Here is a 20,889-nt window from a genome sequence, read left to right on the forward strand (position 1 = left end):
TCGGTGCCATGTCCTACGGTGCTGTGATGGCGATGGAACGAAGGATCCTCGACGTCGACGGCCATTCCGTCGGCTGGTACGACACCGGCGAGACTGACGGTCCGGTGGTGCTGTGGCATCACGGGACGCCGAACATCGGAGAGCCGCCCGAGCCGCTGTTCGCGCTCGCGGACGAGCTGGGGGTGCGATTCCTCGGCCTTGACCGTCCCGGCTACGGCGGCTCGGACGACGTCGGCACGCGGTCTGTGTCGGACGTGGCCGCGCTGGCGGCCGCAGTGGCCGACGCCGCCGGCGTGGAACGCTTCGCGGTGATGGGGCAGTCGGGCGGTGGCCCCCACGCGCTCGCGTGCGCTTCGCTGCTGCCGGCGCGGGTCTTCGCGGCGGTGAGCATCGCGGGGCTTGCGCCGCTCGTCACCCCCGAGGGCGACCCGTCTGGCCTTGGCGACGACTGGTGGGAAGGGATGTACGGCGTCGGCGTCGAAGAGCTCGCGGCGGCGCTCAAGGGTGGCGAGGCGCTCGAGGAGCTGCTTGCCGCGGACGAGTGGGATCCCGAGATGTTCACGCCCAGGGACCATGAAGTGCTTCAAGGCGACTGGAAGTGGTTCCAGCGCATCGCTGCGGCAGGCACCGAGAAGGGGATCGGGGGCCTGGTGGCGGATGATCTCGCCTACGTCGCGCCGTGGGGCTTCTCGGTCACTGACATCCGCGTGCCCGCGCTGGTGGTGCAGGGCGGTGAGGACCGCGTCGTCCCGGCACAGCACGGCGGATGGCTTGCCAAGACGATTCCCGCGGCGGAGCTCTGGGAGCGCCCCGAGGACGGTCACCTCTCGGTGATGGAGTCCTCGTTCGATGCGTTGCGCTGGATCGCCGACATCGCGGAGGGCTGAGGCGCCGCACCGACCAGGCCTGCGCGTCGCACGTAGACGGCGGCGAGCGACGCAGCACCCAAAGCGAGTGCGGTGAGCACCGCCGCCGCGAGCGTCAGACTTCGCGCCCCCAGCCAGCCTGCCACCGGGTAGGTGACCAGGTAGCAGGCGTGCGAGAGCGCGAACTGCGCGGTGTAGACCAGGTTGCGATTGCCTGGCGTGGAGGCCTCGGCGAGCAGCCGTGCCGATGGCGTCGCCACGAGGGACGTGCCGACGCCCAGCGCCGTCCAGGTGCCGAGGAGCCAGAACCAGCCTTGGCCCGTCTCGACCGCCAGCGCGGTGACCGCGACGGAGGCGACGAGCGCGACGGACACGACAGCGGTGCCGAACCTCATCGTCGCCACGACGCCCAGCCTCTCGATCAGGCGCGGCACGAGGAACGCGACGACGAGCGAGCCCAGCCCGAACGCCGCTAGCGCCACGGCGACCGCAGCGTCGTCCCTCGCGAAGACGCCGCGCGCGTACACGACCGAGTTCACGAGCACGAGTGCAATTGCCGCCGCCACGACCACGTTGGTGAGCATGAGGAACCGCAGGCTCGGGGTGCGAGCGAAGACCTGGAGGCCGAGGGGTGCGCGCTGCCAATAGGTGAGGCGCTGCGGATCGCTCGGGTGAGCGGGCAGCCGCGAGACGAGTACCAGCACCGCAGAGCCGGCGAAGCCCGCGGCGGTGCCCAGGAAGAGGTTGCTGTAGCTCACGACCGTGAGGAGAGCGGCCGCGAGCATCGGGCTGAGCAGCGACTCCAGGTCGTACGCCAGGCGCGAGAGCGACAGGGCGCGCGTGTAGTCGCGCTCGGCCGGAAGGACCGCGGGGATCAGCGACTGGAAGGCCGGGGTGAACGTGGCCGAGGCTGACTGCAGCACGAACACGAGGAGGTAGATCTGCCAGGCCTCGGTCACGAACGGAAGGCTCAGAGCGATCGCGAGGCGGACCATGTCAGCGGTGACGAGCACGGTCTTCTTCGGCAGGCGGTCCACGAGCGCCGCGATGAGAGGCGCGACAACGACGTAGGCGACCATCTTGATGGTGAGCGCCGTGCCTAGGACGGCTCCTGCGTCGTCCCCAGCGATGTCGAAGGCCAGCAGGCCGAGAGCGACCGTCAGGAGGCCCGTGCCGACGAGCGCGACGACCTGGGCGGAGAAGAGCCGCGCGTAGGTGGCGTTGCGGAGGACCTGGATCACCCGCGTGGCTCCTCGGCCCGGGCGGGTGACGCGGCCGCATGGTGGGCGGGGGAGTCGCTCACTGCGTGCTCGGCCTGGTGAAGTGCGTCGGCGACGAGGCGGCGCGCGTGCTCATCGGCGAGCCTGTAGAAGACGCGGGTCCCCTCGTGGCGCGTGAGCACGATCCGGGCGAGCCTGAGCTTCGCGAGGTGCTGCGAGACCGCGGCGGGGGACTTGCCGACCGACTCGGCGAGGTCGTTGACGGACAGCTCGCCGTGGTCCAGGGCGAGGATGATGCGGACCCGCGTGGCGTCGGCGAGCATCGCGAAGACCTCGACGGCGAGCTCGACGCGAGGGTCGTCGCTCATGGCCGCCGATTGCATATCTGCATTCATACGCAGATTCTCGCATAGCTTGCCGCTGAGCCTCCCGGACGGGGCAGGACCTCGATGGCCGTTCACGAGAACTTGGTGTGCTAGCGGTCAACGGGTGTCGCCAAACAGGTCCATCATGGAGGAGTGAGCAGTTCTGCAGCATCCGAAGAACGAACATACTTCTCCACGATCGAGGACGCGATTGCCGACTGGCAGCCGCCGCTCGACAACATCACGGCGATCCGTGACGCAGTACGCGGGCTCGGCTATGAGCACGTGTTCATCCCCGCCTCACGCGAGTTCATCGGGCTTGAGGCGCCCGCGGGTGGAGGGATCGTCGGGTACGTGATGCCCGACTTCGTTTCCCTTCAGCCGCTACAAGGAGAGAAGCGCATGGTGCCACTGCCCGTCGCGGGAAGCCCCGCCCCCAAGCCCGTCAAGAAGGCCAAGGCCAAGAAGACCTCCACAGCCGAGGAGCCGCCCAAGCTCTGCATGACCTGCTTCACTGTGCTCCCCGCCACGGGGATCTGCGCGTACTGCGAGTAGGGGCGCACGGGCGTCCCGCCGTCTGCCCCACATTCCTCTGAGCGTCGCGAATACCCGTCGCTACCGCCCCAGATGCCGATCAGCGACGACTCCGTCGCGTAGCGTCGTCCCGTGCGAGAGATCTGGGACCGCGTGTGGGCCGACGTCACCACGACCGTTGAGGCGTCGGCGACCTCGGCGCTGATCCCTCTCGCCGTTGTCGTCGTGGTGCTCGCGATGCCCGTGCTGTGGCACGTGGCCCGGCACATCGTGACGATCGCGCATGAGGCAGGGCACTCCGTGATCGCGGCCTTGACCGGGCGGCGCGTCAGCGGGATTCGACTGCACTCCGACACATCGGGCCTCACCACCTCAGTGGGGGAGGACAAGCGATTCCCGCTCGCCCTCGTGGCGTTCGCTGGCTATCCCGCGCCCGGGGTGCTTGGCCTCGGCGCAGCCGCGCTGATCGCCGCCGGCTACCCGCTCGCGCTGCTCTGGATCGTTGTGGCGATCCTGGTCGTCGTGCTCGTGCTGATCCGCAACTTCTACGGGTTCCTCGTGATGGTGCTCGCCCTCGCAGGCTCTGTGGCCGTCGCCTGGTTCGCGCCCACCGAATGGCGGGTGGGCGTCGCCTATGGCGTCGCGTGGCTGCTCATGCTCGGCGCGGTGCGTGCGGTCGTGGAGCTGTCCGTGTCGCGTCGCGGCGGGGGCGCGGCCGGGTCCGACGCGGACTCGCTCGCACGGCTCACGCGCGTGCCCGGAGGAGTGTGGGTGGCGCTGTTCTGGCTCGTGACCGTGGGGTGCGCTGCGGCCGGGGCTTGGCTGCTGCTGGGCGGGTTGCTCGGGGGTTAGTGGGCGCCATCGGCGGGTCGGTCGGGTTCGCGCTCAGCTCGACGCTCACGGACCGCTTCAACGACGGCTCGCGCGACATCTTCGGGGTCCTCGTGCTCCCAGAAGCGCAGCACCAGCCAGCCTGAGTCCGTGAGGAGCTGGTTGGTCTCTGCGTCGCGCTCGCGATTGCGCTCGAGCTTGGGTAGCCAGTAATCGCTGTTGGCCTTGGGGCTGGTCGCGTGCTCGGGGCAGGAATGCCAGAAGCAGCCGTCGATGAAGACCGCGACCTTGGTGGGACGGAACAGCAGGTCGGCGGTGCGCCGCAGCCCTTTGATCGGGGGAGCCGCGACACGGTATCTCAGACCTGCGGCATGAACGAGCCGACGGACTGCGAGCTCGGGCTTCGTGTCGCGCTTGACGTTGCCGCGCATGGCTCGAGCGACCCCACTGTTGGTCGCCCAACTCGCCTCAATGCCCACAAAAGGAAGATTCTAGGCTGATGCGAAAGTCGATTGATCGACGTGCCCTGCTGCAAGTGAAGCTCCGCCGCATTTTCGCTCCCAGTGTGTCGGCAGGAGAAGGTAGCCTCATTCCGAAATGCCGTTGATACGCCATCGCACGAATGCCAGGGGGATCCTGTGCCGGAATATGTGAGCGCGGCGAGCAAGGCTGCCGCCGTCGCACGGATGTACTACCTCGGGGGCGTGCCGCAACAGCCGCTGGGGCCTGGGAGCAAGGAGAAACGCTCTGCATTCGAAGCGCTCGGCTCCGCTGTTGGCCTGAGCCTTGAGGGTGTCGCGGGCAAGGTCGAGTGCGGAAGGCGGATCGCATCCGTCGTGCGTGTGCGGTGGGATGACTCCTGCTACTCGAACGGAGACACCGTGACGCTCATCGGCCTCAACCGACTTGTTGACGGTGTCGTCGACGTGAAGGTCGCGGACGGCAGCGTCGTTGAGGAGACGCTCGTGGCCGAACTGATGAAGCTGGCGCCCGAAGCACCGACCCGTACGAAGGAAGATATTGTGACTGCTGTCGAGCCCGAGGTGTTGCAGGCGATCGCCGAGTACGCCGCCGAACTGTCCAAGCGGGTAGCGAGCGTTCCGCATGGCGTCGAACCTGCAGCCGAACCTTTCGAGCAGACCGATGTGCCATTCGATGATGGCCCTTGGCGTGCGCGAATCACTGACATCCAAGGCTGGATGAACCTCCGAGAGGCCCTCGACACCTCTTCTCTCGAGGCCTTCGATGAGAGCCTCGCCTCTGCGCTGGCATTCGGTGATGGCATGCCCGCTGGTGAGGAGGCGGTCCTGGCGCGGCTCGAGGAGCGCCTTGAACGAGCCGTGGACCTGCGCGACCGATACCTCGAAGCGATGGAAGGTGCGGCGGAGACGGGCGCCTCCAACAAGACGGCCTCGCAGGAGTGGCTTGAATGGTGGTCCGAGTTCGACGAGGACGGAGAGGGAGAGTCCGCAGGCGCGATTCATGCGTCGGCGGATGTCTGGCCGATCTCCTACTTCGTCGACTACGCGACGGATGGCGACCTCGAGCTCAGCCCGGCGTACCAGCGTGCTGACGTCTGGCCGAACGCCGATGCGCAGATGCTCATCGAGTCGATTCTCCGCGGCATCCCGTTGCCTTCCGTGATCCTCGTCGAGCGAAGCGGAGACCAGCGGACGCAGTACGAGGTTGTTGACGGCAAGCAGCGCCTGACCTCAATTCTGCGGTTCACTGGCAACCATCCGCGGGCCCTCGAGCTGGTCGAGCAGAAGGAAGCCGAATGGGGCGTCGACGACCTCGTTGACATCTTCCAGAAGGACTATCCGAAGTTCAAGAAGCTCTGGAAGGCGCACGAGCCCTCGAGCCTGACCGCGCTTGCTGAAAAGGCGAACTACTTCCCATTCCCTCTGCGAAAGGGCGACGTCAAGCCGCTCTCCGGTGAGTTCACGAAGCTCCGTGGGAAGTATTACTCGGAGATTCAGAAGGAGACGATCACGGTCAGCGGCGGGGTCCACCCCGTCAAGTCGATCTTCACGAAGGGGGCCATCTACCAGGTCCCAGTGATCGTCTACAAGGACGCCAAGAAGGAGGCGATCCACGAGGTCTTCAGCCTCTACAACAAGCAGGGCAAGCATCTGAACGCTGAAGAGATCCGAAACGCGCTCTACCACCACCTGCCCATGATGCGCGGGCTGCTCATCACGGCCGGAGACGCGACAGACGTGGAGCGTGTTGCTCCATTCCTCCTGGAAGAGTGGGACGACCTTTCTTCCACTGGGGAGGTCTTGACCGCCTATGGGTTCCGTGATGCAGGCTACAAGCGCACCAAGATCCTCTCCTGGGTCGCCGCGACGCTGCTCGTAGAGGAGTCCCGGCCGGACTCCCGGAGCACGGCGGGGCAGATCAACCTCTTCCTGAAGACGATTGATGAGGATAGAAGGCACCCGCTCCGGAAGGACGAGTCTGTCCGAGACGCCATGCTCATGTTGGACCACGGCCTCGATGCGCATGCCTACATCAATGATGAGGTCTGGGCGCCGAAGTTCAAGCACTCGCTCGGCGGCGGCAAGTGGCAGGAGCTCCAGCTCGTCGCGACGCTGATCGCGCTTTCGGCCGCGACGGTGGTGGCCGGGGATGAACTCGTCGATCTGGTCGAGGAGCGCTCCGAGGCGCTCCGCACGGCCACGAGCGGCGACTCATGGAAGCGCCCGAGCAAGACGCAGTCGAAGGTGCAGTGGGAGTACACCGGGACGATCGTCAAGGCATTCCTCGAAGTGCTTGGAATCGACTATCGCGAAGCTGACGAGCGGCTTCGGCACCGCTTCGGTGTCTCCGGTCTCGCGGCGCTCGTAGCAGTCGCCGGCGAGTAGCCCGTGTCCTTGCATAGCCAGGAGACGCTTCGCCCCGGGTCGGAGGACGGGGCTCTCGGACCGCACCTGTGGTGGTCAGCGTATGAAGCCGTCCTCGCGGAGTCTGGCTTGAGCGAGACCAGCCGAGGCGTGATCGATGCCGACGCCGACTACATCGTCCACAAAGGGGTCCTCGGCGCCGGCCCCGCGGGTGATCGACGTTGGCCAGCCTCGCGGCAGCGCAACGGAGTAGTGATGGGCGCGGTCCAGTCCGGTAAGACAGCATCCATGATGGCGGTGGCCGCCAAGCTTCTCGACGCCGAAGTGGATGGCGTGGTCATCCTGGCGGGCACTCGCCGCGCGCTGTGGCTCCAGACTCTTGAGCGTCTCGCGGCGCAACTCGACACATTGGAGTCGCCGCTTCAGCGTCGAGAGCTCATCCCGTCGGTTCGAGCCGTCGAAACCGAGGGCTTCTCTGGCGGTCCTTCTGCGCTCTACAGCATGACGCCCCAAAAGGCGAAGCGTCTCGTCCAGAAACGCCGTCCGCTCATCGCGGTCGTGATGAAGAACACGACGCACCTCGAGCACATGGGACGGACGCTGCGCGATGTTCTGTACCCGGCGGCTGCAGAAGCGGCGAGGCCGTTCCATCTCGTAGTCATCGACGACGAGGCTGATGACTCCTCGATCGGAGAAGGGTCTAGCGCGTTCCTTGATATCGACGGGTCGTCGCATGAGAAGCAGGTGCCGCTTCGGATCACCGACCTTTGGCGCGGGCGGAACTCCCCGGGCGGCACAGTGAACGAGCACGTCTACGCCACGTACTTGGCGTACACGGCGACACCGCAGGCGAATTTCCTGCAGGATGCTTCCAATCCCCTTGCCCCGCGCGACTTCGTTGTGAGCCTGCGCACTCCTGGTGCGGAGGGTATGACCAAACCGCGGTCCAGCTCCTATCGCGTACCAGAGGGTCTTAAGGCCTGGTACACGGGCGGTGACGTCTACTACGAGAAGCTTGCAGCCATCCCTCTATGCCGTGCCATCGATCCGACGGAGACGAGTGAGGAGGAGCAGATAGCGGACGCCATGCGCGCCTATCTAGTGGCGAGCGCGATCCGGTTGCTCCGGAGCGAAGGTCGGCTCGGCCCCTTCTCCGCGCGCGGGCACGTGTTCGAATCTCGCGCAGAGGCGAAGGTCTCGACCGTGCCTCCCATGTCGATGCTGGTCCACCCGTCCGCCGCCATGAACGGACACTTCGACGCTGCCGCGAGAATTCTGCAGTGGTCACGTACCGGCGAGGCTGGACCGGGACCTATCCCCGACGCAGGTGAGCGCTCGCTCGAGGTCGAGGGCATCCGGATCGATATGGAGCAGCGCCCCGAGCGTTGGCTGGCGTGGCTCGAGGAGTACCGGCGCGCCTCTCTGGTCGTGGCGGACGTTGGGGAGCTCTCCGACCCGCCATTCGTTCCGGACGACGGCCTATGGCCGGAGGTCAGGAGTCTCGTGCTCGAGGAGCTCGTGCCCGGCACGAACGTCGCCGTCATCAACAGTGACCCTGACGCGGATGATCGCCCGAGGTATGACCCGGTCCGAGGAGAAGATGGCTGGTGCGCGGCGCCCAACCTCTCGACCGTCTTCGTGTCAGGCACGGTGATGTCGCGCGGTCTCACCCTTGAGGGGCTGACCACCACGCTGTTCACGCGGACGAGCAACGCGCCTCTCGCGGACACGCAGATGCAGATGCAGCGTTGGTTCGGTTACCGGGGGAGCTATATCGAGCTGTGCCGCGTCTTCGCGTCGGATGCTCAGGTGGAGCTCTTCAGGAGCTACCACGTGAACGATGAAGCGCTGCGCCGCGAGATACTCGCTGCCATGGAGGCCGAGGAGGGATCGGTGCCGGACATCGCCGTCCTCCAAGGGCACTCATTCAAGGCCACTGGCAAGGTGCCGAACGTACAAGGCCACAGGTTGAATCCGGGCCCGCGGCCATTCGTCCGCTACATGAATCCAGAAGGCCGTGACGACGAGAATCTACGACTGGTCGCCGACTTGTTCAGCGACCACGTGGTGCCGGTGCCTGCTCCTGATGGGCGGCAAGGGATGCTTCTGGAGCACACGTTCTCGGCGGTCGAGGTGGCCGAACTGCTTGAGAGCCTCAGGTACCAGCATCTTGGCCGCGGATCGGATGGGCCTGGTTCGTCCAGGTGGAAGTCCGCTGCTCGTCAAGCGGGGATCGCGGATGACGACCCGATCCAGCCGCTCTATCGGGCGCCTGCAGTCGCAGGTGCGATTGCACCGCAATCGGTCTCCCCATACGACCTGGCGGCATACCTCCGCTTCTGGGACGCGGTGGCGACACGTGACGTCTCGAGCCTCGTAGCGGTCGGAGCGAGACCTACCCCGTGGAATCTGCTCTCGCACTCTGCTCGCGAGCGCAATGTCCCGCGCTTCCACATCGGCCTTCGCTTCGGTTCTGGCGAGCCCATCCGGGAGGGGCCCCTTGCACTGCTCCCGGTTGAGGCGAGGCCGATGCAGAGGGAGGTGAAGGAGCTCACGGACGCGAGCGGTGTGAACGTGGGAGGCGAACTCGTGGCTACCTGGGGTGCCCGAAACATCACCGATACGGGTATCTTCGGTGACGAGTTCTTCGACATTCGTGCACAGGGACGCCAGCCGACGGAGGAAGACCTCGATGGCAGAGCCCCTGGTGCCGACGGACTCGTGCTGTTTCATCTCGTCGGCCGTGTCGGCGGAGGCCAATCGATCGCAGTCGGACTCTCGATTCCGTCGGGCGGACCCGACCATGTCGAAGCACGGGTGGGGAGGTAGCCATGGTCAACGAGGAGGCGCTCTCCGGCGCATTCGAGGATCTTAGGGACAGCATCATCGGGCTGACTTCGCCGGAGGACGCGTCGCGCCGCATCGTGTGGGCCGAGGGCACCAAGGCGATCGGTGTGGCACGTGATCACATGGGCCGCCTTGAGGTCTTCGTCGTCGGTGAACCACTGGCCGCAAGCATCGCCTCTGTCCGTGACGCTCTGGAGCATGACACGTGGTCGAGGGAGGACGGAACGGCGATCGCGGCCAACAGGTTGGTTCTTCCGGCTGCACCATTCTTCGACAGTGTTGCTGCATTCATCTGCGCCGAACTCATCGCGAACGGCGCAGTCACCGGTCCCCAGGAGGCGTTCTCACGTAGCGAGCATGTGATCGCTCTTGCGATCTCTCGCGGACGTGTGAGCAACCAGGCTCTGGTCGGACTCGTCGGCGAACTCTCTCTGCTTCTGGCCCTGCTGCGGGCGTCGCCCGCGGCTATGGCCGACTCGGTGCTGGATACCTGGAAGGGCTCGAAGCCGTCCTCTCGTGACTTCCAACTCGGGAATGTCGGGGTGGAGGTGAAGACTACGACGGGTGAGTCGTCGACGCATCATGTCCAAGGTCTCCACCAAGTGACCGCCGGGGCATCAGTCGGCGGCGAACCGGAGTCCGCACTCTTTCTCCTGAGTGTCGGCATCTCCTGGCTTCCTGACGGAGCGGTCTCGGGACGCTCGATTCCCTCGATGGTTGACCAGATCCTCTCGAGGTTGTCTGGTGAGGAGTCGCGACAGCGGTTCAAACGACAACTTCGTGAGTATGGCGGCGATAGCGCACTTGGGTACGACCATGATGAGGACCGCGGCAAGACGGTCTACGCGCGCGGATTCATGCTTACGTTCGAGCGGCTGTATGACATGGCAGACCCTGCTGTCTTGATTCCTCAGTTGCACGACTTCGAACGCTTTACGCACTTCGATGTCCAGTCGATGAGCTTCAGGCTCATGCTCCCCGACAAGGTGACCGGTGACCGCAATCCTGTTGGCGGGATGGCTGCGGCGTCAAGGTCGCTGCTGGAGGCCGCCACCCTCCAGTGACGCGGCTACATGGGCCGGTAGGGCACTCGTAGCAGGTTCGGAGTCTTGATGTCATTCAACGGCGCCTCGCGTCCCTCGACTGCGGAGACGAGCGCATCCGGTAGATCATCCTTCTCAGCGAGCACGTGCTCCTTGAACACATGCCATGCTGCGCCCACAGCAACACCGTTTCCGGCTTGCTTGTAAGAAGCCTTGTCACTCTTGTTCGCGAAACGGAACTCGGGTGGAAGCCCCTGCAACCGCGCTGCCTCGCGTGGCGTGAGGCGGCGTTTGCGGGGCCCGTAGATCGATGTCTGCGTGATCGCGACGAGGGCGGGAAGGTAGGTCGGCGCCTTCGCGCGAATGCCGGATGGCCGGAAATGCATCACGGTATCCCAGAGCGATGTCGAGTCCTGTGCCTGCCATTCGAGCTTTCGACGCGACGGCGGGAACCCGTCGAACTCCGGGTGCCTCTCGCGCCACCCATCGATCAGCGATCGATTGTGCTCGTAGAAAGCTACGTTCTTACTGACAATCTCCTGCTTCCAGGTGGGGTACGCGCTGAACAGAACATCATCGAGGTCTGATTGCGGGTGCCAGTGATCGCTCCAGAGGGGGAAGCCGGGGAGCTTGGTGCCGTAGGCGTCGCGGAACGACGTCACGAGGTCGTCCCAGACGTCGACCCACTGCTCCTCAGCACTTGAAAGGGCGTAGTCCCCGAGATTCGGGATGGACTCGTCCTCATCCAGGATCCACTCTGCACGCCACTGATCCGGCGTCCAATCAGCCACTGGCGCACGCTTCACGTGAGGCTGAGGGTGCTTGCCTTCCCGCAACTCGCGCTCGACCTCCTCGGGCCCGATGTAGGTCCCAAGGATGAAGACCCGATCGCGGATCTGCGGCGTGCCACCCAACATCGGGTGGAGCAGGTGCGGCGAGAAGACGGTCGGCTTGTCGGAGACTCGGTATCCGAGCTCGCGCAACGTGCGAATGATCACTTCCCACTCGTGCTTGTGACGTGGCCCTGCGATGTTTCGGACGTTCTCGAGGAGCACCACTGCGGGCCGGCGCTGCTTCAGAATGCTCGCGATGTTCCAGAACAGCGTCCCGCGTGCTTCGTCCATTCCCCGCTGTCGTCCAGACTTGGAGAATGGCTGGCAGGGGAAACCCGCGGCAAGTACGTCGTGCTCCGGAACGTCCACCGTGCCGTCGTCGGGTGCCGCTTCCGTGATGTCGTGGTTGACGATCGGGCGATCGTTCTCGTCTAGTGGGTCGACCCAGTTCGCGCAGTAGGTGCGTCGTGCCGCGTCGTCGATCTCCGAGAGGAAGACACACTTCCCGCCCGCATGGTCCAGCATCGCGTGAAACCCGCCGATCCCCGCGAAGAGGTCCACGTACTTGAACGCGGGACGAGTTTTCTTCATGGCCGTAAGCTTAGCCGACTGTCGGGACTGAGAAGGAGCTGGATCGCCTCGGCCGGAAGAGCGTCCGTTGCGCGTTGCAGGTGCCTGGAGCATGGTTCAAGTGGAGCATCAAGGTGTGACACGGGAGTTGGAGGCGGACCGCGAATGCCAGCATGGAATGCCTGCCCCCTTCATCCCGTTGGCACCGGTATGACCACTCTCGGCATCATCGGTTCCGGCAACATCGGCTCGAACGTGGCGAAGGCCGCCATCGCGGCCGGCTACGACGTCGTGATTGCGAACTCTCGCGGTCCGGCAACGCTTGGCGACCTGGTCGCTGAGCTCGGCCCCAAGGCGACGGCTGGCACGCCTGAGCAGGCGGCAGAAGCGGGCGATCTGGTCCTGGTGGCGATACCGCTCGGCAAGATCGATCAGCTCCCCGCAGCTGAGCTCGCGGGCAAGGTCGTGATGGATGCGAACAACTACTACCCGCAGCGTGACGACCGCATCGCGGCGCTCGACGACAACTCGTCCACGACGACCGAGCTGCTGCAGGCTCAGCTCCCGAAGTCACACGTCGTGAAGGCCTTCAACCACATCAACGCCAAGGACATCCCGGCCGACGGCAAGCCCGCGGGGCACGCGGAGCGCAGGGCCATCGGCATCGCAGGTGAGGACTCGGCGGCGAAGGCGCTCGTCGTGTCGTTCATGGACGCGCTCGGGTACGACGCCGTCGATCTGGGCACCCTCGAGGAGTCGTGGCGCATCGAGCGCGACACTCCTACCTATGGCGTGCCGGTGACCCGCTCCCAGCTGGAGGCGATCCTCCCGTCAGTGGAGCGCGTCCAGCAGGTCTGACACGCCGCGGCGACATCCGGGCGTCGGCGGCGTTCCCCGCTAAAGTGGCATTTAGCAGGTAGGACGCTCGTTCCTCGGCGCGATTGCGCGGTGGAGCGGGCCTGGCTGCCCAAGGTGTGCGGCGTCGTCAGGCCCGCGATCACAAAAGCAAGGAACCCTGTCGACCCCACCTCGGCAGAGCGATAATCAGCAGGAAGCCTTGCAAGGTTACCTGCTGAAGTCGTACCGTGAACCCGTGACGACCGAACCCTCGCACCCCGACGGCGCGCTCGAGACGGCGCGCCGCCTCCGCCTCGCCTCAGCGCGCATCCGCCGCCTGACCCGCGAGGCGGGCGAGCCCGCGGGGGTCACTCGATCCCAGGAATCGGCGCTTCAAATCCTGCGCCGCGAAGGTCCGCTGACCACGGCCGCGCTCGCCAAGATCGAGCATGTGCGCCCTCAGTCCATGGGGGAGACGGTGCGGGCCCTGGCCGAGATCGGCATGGTCGTGAAGGACCCTGACCCGACCGACGGGCGACGCGAGCTGGTGAGCCTCACCCGCGTCGGACGGGCGGTCGTGGAACGGACGGGTGGCGCGAGAGACGCCGAGCTGGCCGACCGCATCTCGCGCCGTCTGGGTGCCGACGAGCGTGCGACGCTCGAGAGTGCCCTGGAGGCGCTGGAGCGCCTCGCAGACTAGAGGCGACGCGCTGCCCGTACCTTTCGATCACCCAGGTGTGCGGCTGCGCGGTCCTACCGTGGATGCGGTACCGCAGGTCACGCCTTCTGGGCGATGTGCGAGCAGGGTGGACCGAGCGACTCTTGTCATGCGCAACCACCCCGGATGTGCATCGACTGGAAGGAAGTCCCATGCGTGTTGTGAAGGTCGCCGCCGTGATCGGAGCTGTCGTCGCTGCTGCTGCAGGCGCTCGCGCCCTCGTCCACCGTACGGATCGAGACCACGCGGTCTGACTCCGTCCACGAGGCAGGCCGCCGGGCTGCAACCTTCTCCCGATGCCTCCCAGCGGCTTGCCTCACGGCGGGTGGTCCCGCCTATGAACGTGGTCGAATGATCGACCTCTCAGACTTGCGTGGGGCCTGCTGGCGTCAATGTGCGCCGCCGGTGGGCCCCATGCATGCCACGTGAGCTCCGCGCGTCGGGCCGGCTGGCTACAGCACCGCCGTGCGAGCCAGCAGCGCGATCTCGTCGTCGCTCGCGTTCCCACCCGTGCACGCGAAGGCGGCCACCGAGGTGTCCCCACGGCGTCGGTCGGCCAGCACGCCCGCGAGGCCGGACGCTCCGGCCCCTTCGCACAGCGTGTGCGCCGCGCCGGCCATGAGCGTGATCGCGTCGCGCATCTGGTCCTCGCTCAGCAGCAGGAAGTCGTCGAGGCCGCCGCGCAGCACGGACTGCGGCGCCGCGAAGCCCGATCCGGTCGCCAGCCCCGAGGCGAACGTCGAGATGGGACGTGTCACAAGCTCGCCGGAAGACCACGAGTCGAAGGCGGCCCGCGCGCCCTCCGCCTGCACGCCGACCACCCGAACGTGAGGCGCGAGGGCGTCGCGGACCAGCACGGCTCCAGCCGCGCCGGACCCGGATCCGATCGGCACGTAAAGCGTCTCGATCTCGGGGTGTGCGGTGAGAAGCTCCAGGTAGGCGGTGGCATGGCCGTGGATGATGGCCGGCTCCTCGCCGGGGTTCACGAAGTAGAGGCCTTCGCGCTCGGCAAGGGCCGCGGCCTCGGCAGCCGCGGCGGACATGTCGGCACCCGCGACGATTCCGCGGGCCCCGAGTGCGCGCACGGCGTCGACCTTCACCTGCGGCGCGGTCTCGGGCATCACGATGGTGGCCGAGACCCCGTTGAGGCGCGACGCGTACGCGAGTGACTGCGCGTGGTTACCCGTGGAGACGGTCACCAGCCCCCGCTGTCGCACCTTCTCGGGAAGCGTTGCGAGCAGGTTCAGCCCGCCCCGCACCTTGAAGGCGCCGGTGGGCTGCACGTTCTCGTGCTTCACCACGACGGTGCGGCCCGCCGCGTCGTCCAGGAGCGGGTACGACCATGAGGGGGTCTTGGGCAGGAAGGTGGCGAGCACGTCGGCCGCCTCGAGCACGCCCTCGAAGGAGAGTCCGTGATCGGAGGCGGCCGAGGTGCCGCGCTGGGCCGCCGAACCGGGGCGGCGCGTCGGCGCTGCCTGGCTCCCAGGGAGGGGAGAGGCGCTGCCAGGCGCGACCGCGTCGGCGTCGGGGCGAGCTGTGATCGTCATGCCACCCAGGGTGGCCCGGCGTGATCCATACGTCCAATGAATCTCATCTCGCGAAAAGATCGATGCCATCTATAGAATGAGGTGCATGCTCGATCTGACCCGCCTTCAGGCGCTCGTGGCGTTCGCGCGCACGGGGTCGGTCAGCGCCGCCGCCGAGGAGCTGCACTACTCGCAACCCACGGTCTCCCATCACCTCAAGCGGCTGGAGGCCGAGACGGGTGCAGTCCTGTTCCGGCGCGTCGGCCGCACCTTGGTCCTCACCGACGAGGGCCGGCGCCTCGCCAATCGAGGCGAGGAGATCCTCGGCCTCGTCGCCCGCGCAGGCAGCGAGCTCGCATCGGCCGTCTCCCTCCAGACCGGGCACGTCCGCGTCGCGATCTTCCCCTCTGGCATCGCCACCCTGGGGCCCCGCCTCGTCACCGAGATGCGCGAACGGCACCCAGGGCTCTCGCTTGAGGTGCGCGAGGCCGAGCCGCCCGAGGCCGAGGGCCTGCTGCTCGCCGACCAGGTGGACCTCGCGATCGCCTTCACCTACCCCCGCGAGCAGCTGTCCGACGCCGTCTCCTCCGAGGTGCTCGGCGAGGACCCGCTCTACCTGGTCACGCCACCTGCCAGGCCCGATTGCGCGACCGGCCACTCCGTCGCCGCACGCACTCCCTCTCACGAGCCCCTCGGCTCCCGCATCGCGATCGGCCGCCTCGCCGACTTCGCGGACGACGACTGGATGGCCGGCTGCGAACGATGCCGCGGCTACCTTGTCGCCACGTGCGAGGACGCAGGCTTCGAGCCGCACGTCCAGTTCGCATCCGACGACTTCGTCGCCATCCAGGCGCTGATCGCCGTCGGCCACGGCGTCTCGATGCTGCCCGGCCTCGCGCTCGCGGCCCACCGGCACCCCGACGTCGTCCTCACCCCGGTCGACGGCGCCTCCCGCACTCTGCGGCTCCTGTCGCTCGGCAAGCCGCCGCTGCCGCCCGCTCTCGACGCGACGAGCCAGGTGATCCGCGAGGTGGTGGCCGCCGTCGTCCCTGAGGCCGTCCCGGCGGACTGACTCAGTCGAAGTCGTCCGGGTTCGCCACCGCGCGCAGCACGAACGGCGCCGGTGGCGGATCCGGGTGATACACGCCCTCAGGTGCGTCGACGGTGTCGTAGATGCGCTGCGTCGCGATCGGGTTCGGCGCGCGAGTACCGCCTGCGGTGAGGGCGTAGGACACGGACAGGATGCCTCGGCACGGCCGACGCGCTCTCACCTGCTCGTCCAGCCACGCGATCGCATCAAGGACGTTCTCTCCGACGAGATCCCACGCCTCCATGGCGCTCGTCAGCCCCGGGCCAGTCCAGAGCTCCGCCCGGTAGCGCGTCGGACCGAGCGGTACTTCGATCGCGTTGCGCTCGTCCACCAGCTGTGCGTCGATGATCGCCATCACATCTCCCTCACTTTCGAAGTTTCGCACGGTGAGGCGCGCGAGGCGCGGGGAGCGGCGCAACTCTGAGGGCTTCGTGACCTGCGGGGCGCGATGCGGCGTCCGTGCGGTTGCCGACGTCCCACCTGGCAGGAAGGATGGCGCGCATGAAGGATCTCGGGGGACTCGACGACTCGGCGCGGCTCGCGCTCGCCCACGCGCTGATCGCGCGGCTCGACGGGGCACCGTTCGGCACCGTCCCCAAGCGCGAGCTCGATGTCGCCCTGTTCGCGGGGCTCGTCGACGCGGGCTACATCTCCGACGCCGACCCTGTGTTCGTCACCGCGCGGAAGCTCGAGATCACGCCGGGACGGGTGAAGTCCCTGCTCTACAGCTATCGGATGGCTCAGGACACGGGTCCGGGGTTCGAGCGGATGCTCGCGGCCGTGCGCATGGTCTCGATCGCGCGGGGAGGCGATGCCGTGCTCAACGTCGAGGACGCCTACTGGCGGGACGCGTTCGTTGCCCGCCTCAAGGAGGTGGGCGTCTTCACCGACCGCTCGTTCAACTCTGAGCGCGTCGTGCTCGATGCCGACCAGTTCCTCGACGCCTTCGACGACGCGTTCGGCAACGACGGCGCCGACGCGAAGGCGCGGATCGAGGCGCTCCTCGCCGAGGATGACCTGGAGGGTCGGGTCGCGTTCGTGCGCGGAGTGGCGCTGCGTGCGCTCGGAGAGATGGGGATGGCGGCCGCCAAGGCGTTGCTCGCGTGACGCGAGCGGTCGTGAGTCTCCTGCGGGGCGCGCTTGGGGCTGGGAAGCGGTCGTGGGTCTCCTGCCGGGCGCGCTCGCCGGGTCGAGGCGTCCGCGCGCGGAGTAGGGTGCCGACATGGAGTTGTGCCGATGACGTTCCCCGCGATGCCGACCGGCCGGATCCTCTCCGGCGACGCGTACCCCCTCACCCCGAACCCGCATCCCGCGACCGACTCGGAGCGTGCCGCGCTCATGGCCGATCCCGTGTTCGGCAAGGTCTTCACCGATCACATGGCGCGTGCCACGTGGAGCGGTGGGATGTGGAGCGACCGCGGCGTGATGCCGCTCGAGCCGATCCCCATGCACCCTGGTGCGGCGGTGCTGCACTACGCGCAGCAGGTCTTCGAGGGGCTCAAGGCGTACCGCCACCCGGACGGCTCGCTGCAGCTGTTCCGTCCCGCCATGAACGCCGAGCGCATGATCGACTCTGCGCTGCGGCTCGCGATGCCTCCGCTGCCCGTGGACGACTTCCTCGCCGCAGTCGCAGCGCTGGTGCAGGCCGACGCGCAGTGGGTGCCGCAGCAGGAGGGCGGCTCGCTCTACCTGCGCCCCTACCTGATGGCGACGGAGACGAGCCTGCTCGTCCAGCCGTCGGACACGTACGAGTTCGTCGTGACAGCCTCCCCGGTGGGTGCCTACATGGGAGGCGGCGGGGGAGTGTCGATCTGGGTGTCGCGCGGCTTCCACCGTGCGAACGAGGGCGGCACCGGAGACGCCAAGACGGGCGGCAACTATGCCGCGAGCATGCTCCCGCAGCAGCTCGCGAAGGAGAACGGCTGCAGCCAGGTGCTCTTCCTGGACGCCAAGGAGGACAGGTACGTCGAGGAGCTCGGCGGCATGAACCTCATGGTGGTCTTCGGTGACGGCTCCGTGGCGACGCCGCGCCTCACGGGCACGATCCTTCCTGGTATCACCCGTGATTCCGTGATGACGCTGCTGGCCGACGCCGGCCGTCCCGTCCGTGAGCGTGACATCGAGCTCGAGGAGATCCGGGAGGGCGTCGCGTCGGGCGCGATCGCCGAGGTGTTCGCCTGCGGCACCGCCGCGGTCGTCACGCCGATCGGCGAGCTGAAGTCCGACGACTTTGCGCTCACCGTCGGCGACGGAGAGGCAGGGCCGGTAGCCACCTGGGTTAAGAAGGAGCTCACCGACATCCAGTACGGGCGTGCTGAGGACCCGTACGGCTGGATGGTCCGCGTCGCATAACGAACGGCCGACGCAGGGGTTGTCCCCGCGCCGGCCGCCGAGTCACGCTGGGTTTCAGGGAATGCTCTCCCCGTTCTCCTGGAGCCACTCCTGCAACCTCATGACGTTCTCCACGTGCTCGTCATAGGTCTCCGCGAACTGGATCGCGCCCGTGGCGCGGTTCGTCGTGACGTAGTAGAGGTACTCCGAGTCAGCCGGGTGCAGTGCAGCCTCGATCGCCTCGTCCGAAGGCGTGGCGATGGGGCCTGGCGGCAGTCCCGCATAGAGGTAGGTGTTGTAGGGGCTGTCGACCGCACGCTCGCTGTCGGTGGTGAACGGGCCGTCGCTCTCGACCGCGTAGAGGACGGTGCTGTCGAGCTGGAGCTGCATGTCCATCTCGATGCGGTTGCTGAGGACGGCCGAGATCACGGCCATGTCCTGCGGGTCGTGCGTGGTCGTCTCGACCTCGATGATCGACGCAAGCGTCAGCACTTCGTTGGAGTCCTCGTCGGAGACGCCGAGCCGTTCCAGGTCAGAGGCTCGGCTTCCCACCATCAAGGTGGCCGCCTCGGTCAAGGAGGTGCCTGCGGGCAGTTGGTATCCCGCAGGGTCGATCCAGCCCTCGGCATCGTCCCCGGGCGCCGCCTGGTGGAGCGCTTGTGCTGCGACGGCGGGCGACACATCGAAGGCCTGCCCCAGCAGCGCCGCGACCGTGGCGAGCCTGTCGCCCGCGTACACCGTGACTTCCGCGTCGAGAGCGAGCGTGGGCGAGCCGTCATCCTCGATCGGCGCGGACGACGGGGTGGCGACCGCGTCGAGGGAGGCGCTCGCGGACGTGCTTGGCGAAGCGTCGGCCGGGGCAAGCTGCGTGCCGCCGGCTCCGAGCATGGAGGCGTAGACGGTGCCTCCGCCCAATCCTGCGACTGCGAGGGTCCCGATCGCGTAGGTGACGCCACGGTCGCGCCTGACCCGGCGCCTCACCGAGGTCACGTCTCGAGCGAGCGTCGTGTGCGAGAAGTGGTGGGCGGCGCTGCTCTGAAGCTCCGCCAACTCGTCGTGCAGTGTGCTCATGAGCGTCCTCCTGGGCGTGTGATGAGAGGTGTGGTCTCGCGCATCTCGGCGCCGGGTTCCAGGTCGGGTCTGGCCTCACGGAGCCGGCCGAGTCCGTCGGATACGTAGCGTTTGACTGTTCCTTCGGCGATCCCCAGCTCGGAGGAGATCCGGCCGACGGGCCAGTCCTCCAGGTGCCGCAGGACGACGCAGGCCCTCTCCCGCGGTGGGAGGAGCAGCAGGGCGGCCCGCAGGTCGAGGGCGGCGTTGGCGTGCGTCGTGGCGTCGGGGAACGATGCCCCGGGCGGCGCCTGTACCAGGTCGTTCACATCGTCGGCGGACCGCGCAGGGCGGACGCGCTCGCGGCGCTTGCCGTCGATGAATGCGGTGGTGATCGCGCGCTTCACGTACGCGTGGGCGGCATTGAGCTCGGTCGCGCGACGGCCCCGTCTGAACGTGCGGACGAGCGCGTCGTGCAGCAGGTCCTCCGCTTCCGCGCGGTCTCCGGTGAGCACGTAGGCATATCCGTACAAGCTTGCGCCGCGCTCGCGCACCAGCTGATCGAGCACCGCGCTCCAGCTCATGGGCGTGTCCTTGTCTGTTCCATGCCTGCTTGTACGCAGCAGTGCCCGGATCGGTTGGGTGCCGGACTCTTCGTCATCGTAGGCGCGCGCTTGCTCGACGGTCGGGCCACGTGCGGCCGAACGGTGGCCGACGTGCGGGCTCGTCAGTGCCCGGTCGTAGTCTGTTCCCACCATGCAGACAGACCCGCCTCCCTACACGCTGATCCGGAAGCAGATCAGGAGCGTCCGCATGACGGTGCGGCCGCCGGACGGGGAGGTGCGGGTGTCAGCGCCTCGCCACGTCGCGAAGCGCGAGATCGACAGGTTCGTCGCGTCGCGGGCCGAGTGGATTGCTGAGCATCAGGCACGGATCGCGGCGGCCCCGCCGCCTCTGGAGGCGGGGCCGGAGGCCGAGGAACTTCGGGCCGAGCTGCGCGCACGGGTGGAACCGATGCTCGCTGAGTGGGCGGAGCGCATGGGCCTGCTGCCGGTGCCTCCGTACATCATCAGGCGCATGACGTCCCGCTGGGGGACGTGCAACGTCAAGACGCGTCGCATCACCTTCGCGCTCGAGCTCGCGCGCAGGGACGACGAGAAGCTCGAGTACGTGGTGGTCCACGAGCTCGCCCATCTCATCGAGATCGGTCACAACCAGCGCTTCTACGCGGTGATGGACCGCCACCTTCCTGAGTGGCGGCGCATCCGGCGTGAGTTGAACGGCAAATAGGCCGTCGTCTCGCTCATCGCCCGGGGTTGTTGCCCCGCCGGCGCCTCACGACGCGTTCCTGACCTTCGTCCACCACGAAGATGCAGGAGTGC

General features: G+C 67.2%; 20 protein-coding genes. 12 read left to right on the top strand and 8 right to left on the bottom strand.

From position 1 onward, the window contains the following. Window positions 1–26 precede the first annotated feature (26 nt). Window positions 27–887, top strand: coding sequence for an alpha/beta fold hydrolase (locus QQX04_RS10230; protein ID WP_301128839.1), 861 nt, complete (start codon window positions 27–29; stop codon window positions 885–887). On the opposite strand, the gene QQX04_RS10235 is transcribed toward QQX04_RS10230, so the two are convergent. Together QQX04_RS10235 and QQX04_RS10240 are read right to left on the bottom strand one after the other, a co-directional pair. Further along, a complete protein-coding gene (locus tag QQX04_RS10235) occupies window positions 821–2,107 on the bottom strand; it encodes an MFS transporter (protein ID WP_301128841.1) in 1,287 nt (428 codons plus the stop codon). The two genes, QQX04_RS10230 and QQX04_RS10235, sit on opposite strands and share 67 nt — an antisense overlap. Beyond that, window positions 2,104–2,481 carry an ArsR/SmtB family transcription factor gene (locus QQX04_RS10240; protein ID WP_301128842.1) on the bottom strand — a complete coding sequence of 126 codons (378 nt, stop codon included), beginning with the start codon at window positions 2,479–2,481 and terminating at the stop codon, window positions 2,104–2,106. Before QQX04_RS10240 ends, QQX04_RS10235 begins: the two co-directional genes overlap by 4 nt. 123 nt (window positions 2,482–2,604) lie before the next feature. Between QQX04_RS10240 and QQX04_RS10245 the strand changes: the two genes are divergently transcribed. Both QQX04_RS10245 and QQX04_RS10250 read left to right on the top strand, forming a co-directional pair. Next, the gene (locus QQX04_RS10245; protein ID WP_301128844.1) at window positions 2,605–3,006 is read left to right on the top strand and encodes a hypothetical protein; all 402 of its coding nucleotides are present in this window, start codon (window positions 2,605–2,607) and stop codon (window positions 3,004–3,006) included. 111 nt (window positions 3,007–3,117) lie between these two features. Further along, a complete protein-coding gene (locus QQX04_RS10250; RefSeq protein WP_301128846.1) occupies window positions 3,118–3,837 on the top strand; it encodes a M50 family metallopeptidase in 720 nt (239 codons plus the stop codon). Here the strand turns inward: QQX04_RS10250 and QQX04_RS10255 are convergent. Further along, entirely contained in the window at window positions 3,834–4,247 is a 414-nt protein-coding gene (locus QQX04_RS10255) for a very short patch repair endonuclease (protein WP_301128848.1), read from the bottom strand. The two genes, QQX04_RS10250 and QQX04_RS10255, sit on opposite strands and share 4 nt — an antisense overlap. 207 nt (window positions 4,248–4,454) lie before the next feature. On the opposite strand from QQX04_RS10255, the gene QQX04_RS10260 reads away from it, so the two are divergent. The 3 genes from QQX04_RS10260 (at window position 4,455) to QQX04_RS10270 (ending at window position 10,573) form a co-directional block, all read left to right on the top strand. Continuing rightward, window positions 4,455–6,683 carry a DUF262 domain-containing protein gene (locus QQX04_RS10260; protein ID WP_301128850.1) on the top strand — a complete coding sequence of 743 codons (2,229 nt, stop codon included), beginning with the start codon at window positions 4,455–4,457 and terminating at the stop codon, window positions 6,681–6,683. Window positions 6,684–6,791: 108 nt separating this feature from the next. Further along, the gene (locus QQX04_RS10265) at window positions 6,792–9,491 is read left to right on the top strand and encodes a Z1 domain-containing protein (RefSeq protein WP_301128852.1); all 2,700 of its coding nucleotides are present in this window, start codon (window positions 6,792–6,794) and stop codon (window positions 9,489–9,491) included. Between the two features lie 2 nt (window positions 9,492–9,493). Next, on the top strand, window positions 9,494–10,573 hold the full coding sequence (locus tag QQX04_RS10270) for a PD-(D/E)XK motif protein (RefSeq protein ID WP_301128854.1): 1,080 nt from the start codon (window positions 9,494–9,496) through the stop codon (window positions 10,571–10,573). A 5-nt stretch (window positions 10,574–10,578) separates the two neighbouring features. Here QQX04_RS10270 and QQX04_RS10275 read toward each other — a convergent pair whose 3' ends face one another. Continuing rightward, the gene (locus QQX04_RS10275) at window positions 10,579–11,976 is read right to left on the bottom strand and encodes a DNA cytosine methyltransferase (protein WP_301128856.1); all 1,398 of its coding nucleotides are present in this window, start codon (window positions 11,974–11,976) and stop codon (window positions 10,579–10,581) included. A gap of 189 nt (window positions 11,977–12,165) precedes the next feature. Between QQX04_RS10275 and QQX04_RS10280 the strand changes: the two genes are divergently transcribed. Next, window positions 12,166–12,813 carry an NADPH-dependent F420 reductase gene (locus tag QQX04_RS10280; protein WP_301128857.1) on the top strand — a complete coding sequence of 216 codons (648 nt, stop codon included), beginning with the start codon at window positions 12,166–12,168 and terminating at the stop codon, window positions 12,811–12,813. Between the two features lie 235 nt (window positions 12,814–13,048). Next, complete coding sequence (locus tag QQX04_RS10285) at window positions 13,049–13,492, top strand: MarR family winged helix-turn-helix transcriptional regulator (protein WP_301128875.1); 444 nt, start codon at window positions 13,049–13,051, stop codon at window positions 13,490–13,492. Window positions 13,493–13,962: 470 nt separating this feature from the next. Here QQX04_RS10285 and QQX04_RS10290 read toward each other — a convergent pair whose 3' ends face one another. Continuing rightward, on the bottom strand, window positions 13,963–15,057 hold the full coding sequence (locus QQX04_RS10290; RefSeq protein ID WP_301128876.1) for a threonine ammonia-lyase: 1,095 nt from the start codon (window positions 15,055–15,057) through the stop codon (window positions 13,963–13,965). 85 nt (window positions 15,058–15,142) lie between these two features. On the opposite strand from QQX04_RS10290, the gene QQX04_RS10295 reads away from it, so the two are divergent. After that, window positions 15,143–16,108: a LysR family transcriptional regulator gene (locus QQX04_RS10295; protein WP_301128878.1), complete on the top strand. Its 966-nt coding sequence runs from the start codon at window positions 15,143–15,145 to the stop codon at window positions 16,106–16,108. Between the two features lies 1 nt (window position 16,109). Here the strand turns inward: QQX04_RS10295 and QQX04_RS10300 are convergent, their stop codons facing one another. Continuing rightward, window positions 16,110–16,481, bottom strand: coding sequence for a hypothetical protein (locus QQX04_RS10300; protein ID WP_301128880.1), 372 nt, complete (start codon window positions 16,479–16,481; stop codon window positions 16,110–16,112). Window positions 16,482–16,627: 146 nt separating this feature from the next. Here QQX04_RS10300 and QQX04_RS10305 point away from each other — a divergent pair, with 146 nt between their 5' ends. Continuing rightward, window positions 16,628–17,233 (top strand): hypothetical protein, encoded by a 606-nt coding sequence (locus QQX04_RS10305; protein ID WP_301128882.1) that lies wholly within the window; start codon window positions 16,628–16,630, stop codon window positions 17,231–17,233. A 129-nt stretch (window positions 17,234–17,362) separates the two neighbouring features. Next, window positions 17,363–18,478 carry a branched-chain amino acid aminotransferase gene (locus QQX04_RS10310; RefSeq protein ID WP_301128884.1) on the top strand — a complete coding sequence of 372 codons (1,116 nt, stop codon included), beginning with the start codon at window positions 17,363–17,365 and terminating at the stop codon, window positions 18,476–18,478. Window positions 18,479–18,532: 54 nt separating this feature from the next. On the opposite strand, the gene mltG is transcribed toward QQX04_RS10310, so the two are convergent. Together mltG and QQX04_RS10320 are read right to left on the bottom strand one after the other, a co-directional pair. Continuing rightward, the gene (gene mltG / locus QQX04_RS10315; RefSeq protein ID WP_301128885.1) at window positions 18,533–19,528 is read right to left on the bottom strand and encodes an endolytic transglycosylase MltG; all 996 of its coding nucleotides are present in this window, start codon (window positions 19,526–19,528) and stop codon (window positions 18,533–18,535) included. Next, window positions 19,525–20,091, bottom strand: coding sequence for a sigma-70 family RNA polymerase sigma factor (locus QQX04_RS10320; RefSeq protein WP_301128887.1), 567 nt, complete (start codon window positions 20,089–20,091; stop codon window positions 19,525–19,527). Before QQX04_RS10320 ends, mltG begins: the two co-directional genes overlap by 4 nt. Window positions 20,092–20,263: 172 nt before the next feature. Here QQX04_RS10320 and QQX04_RS10325 point away from each other — a divergent pair, with 172 nt between their 5' ends. Beyond that, window positions 20,264–20,797 carry a M48 family metallopeptidase gene (locus tag QQX04_RS10325; RefSeq protein ID WP_301128888.1) on the top strand — a complete coding sequence of 178 codons (534 nt, stop codon included), beginning with the start codon at window positions 20,264–20,266 and terminating at the stop codon, window positions 20,795–20,797. The last annotated feature ends 92 nt before the right edge of the window (window positions 20,798–20,889 follow it).

Source organism: Demequina zhanjiangensis, from assembly GCF_030418315.1.
Lineage (GTDB): Bacteria > Actinomycetota > Actinomycetes > Actinomycetales > Demequinaceae > Demequina > Demequina zhanjiangensis.

Coding starts and splice junctions, on each gene's coding strand:
- QQX04_RS10230 (WP_301128839.1), top strand. CDS start 27: ATGGCGATGGAACGAAGGATCCTCGACGTCGACGGCCATTCCGTCGGC.
- QQX04_RS10240 (WP_301128842.1), bottom strand. CDS start 2,481: ATGAATGCAGATATGCAATCGGCGGCCATGAGCGACGACCCTCGCGTC.
- QQX04_RS10255 (WP_301128848.1), bottom strand. CDS start 4,247: ATGCGCGGCAACGTCAAGCGCGACACGAAGCCCGAGCTCGCAGTCCGT.
- QQX04_RS10270 (WP_301128854.1), top strand. CDS start 9,494: ATGGTCAACGAGGAGGCGCTCTCCGGCGCATTCGAGGATCTTAGGGAC.
- QQX04_RS10275 (WP_301128856.1), bottom strand. CDS start 11,976: ATGAAGAAAACTCGTCCCGCGTTCAAGTACGTGGACCTCTTCGCGGGG.
- QQX04_RS10280 (WP_301128857.1), top strand. CDS start 12,166: ATGACCACTCTCGGCATCATCGGTTCCGGCAACATCGGCTCGAACGTG.
- QQX04_RS10290 (WP_301128876.1), bottom strand. CDS start 15,057: ATGACGATCACAGCTCGCCCCGACGCCGACGCGGTCGCGCCTGGCAGC.
- QQX04_RS10295 (WP_301128878.1), top strand. CDS start 15,143: ATGCTCGATCTGACCCGCCTTCAGGCGCTCGTGGCGTTCGCGCGCACG.
- QQX04_RS10300 (WP_301128880.1), bottom strand. CDS start 16,481: ATGGCGATCATCGACGCACAGCTGGTGGACGAGCGCAACGCGATCGAA.
- QQX04_RS10305 (WP_301128882.1), top strand. CDS start 16,628: ATGAAGGATCTCGGGGGACTCGACGACTCGGCGCGGCTCGCGCTCGCC.
- QQX04_RS10310 (WP_301128884.1), top strand. CDS start 17,363: ATGACGTTCCCCGCGATGCCGACCGGCCGGATCCTCTCCGGCGACGCG.
- mltG (WP_301128885.1), bottom strand. CDS start 19,528: ATGAGCACACTGCACGACGAGTTGGCGGAGCTTCAGAGCAGCGCCGCC.
- QQX04_RS10320 (WP_301128887.1), bottom strand. CDS start 20,091: ATGAGCTGGAGCGCGGTGCTCGATCAGCTGGTGCGCGAGCGCGGCGCA.
- QQX04_RS10325 (WP_301128888.1), top strand. CDS start 20,264: ATGCAGACAGACCCGCCTCCCTACACGCTGATCCGGAAGCAGATCAGG.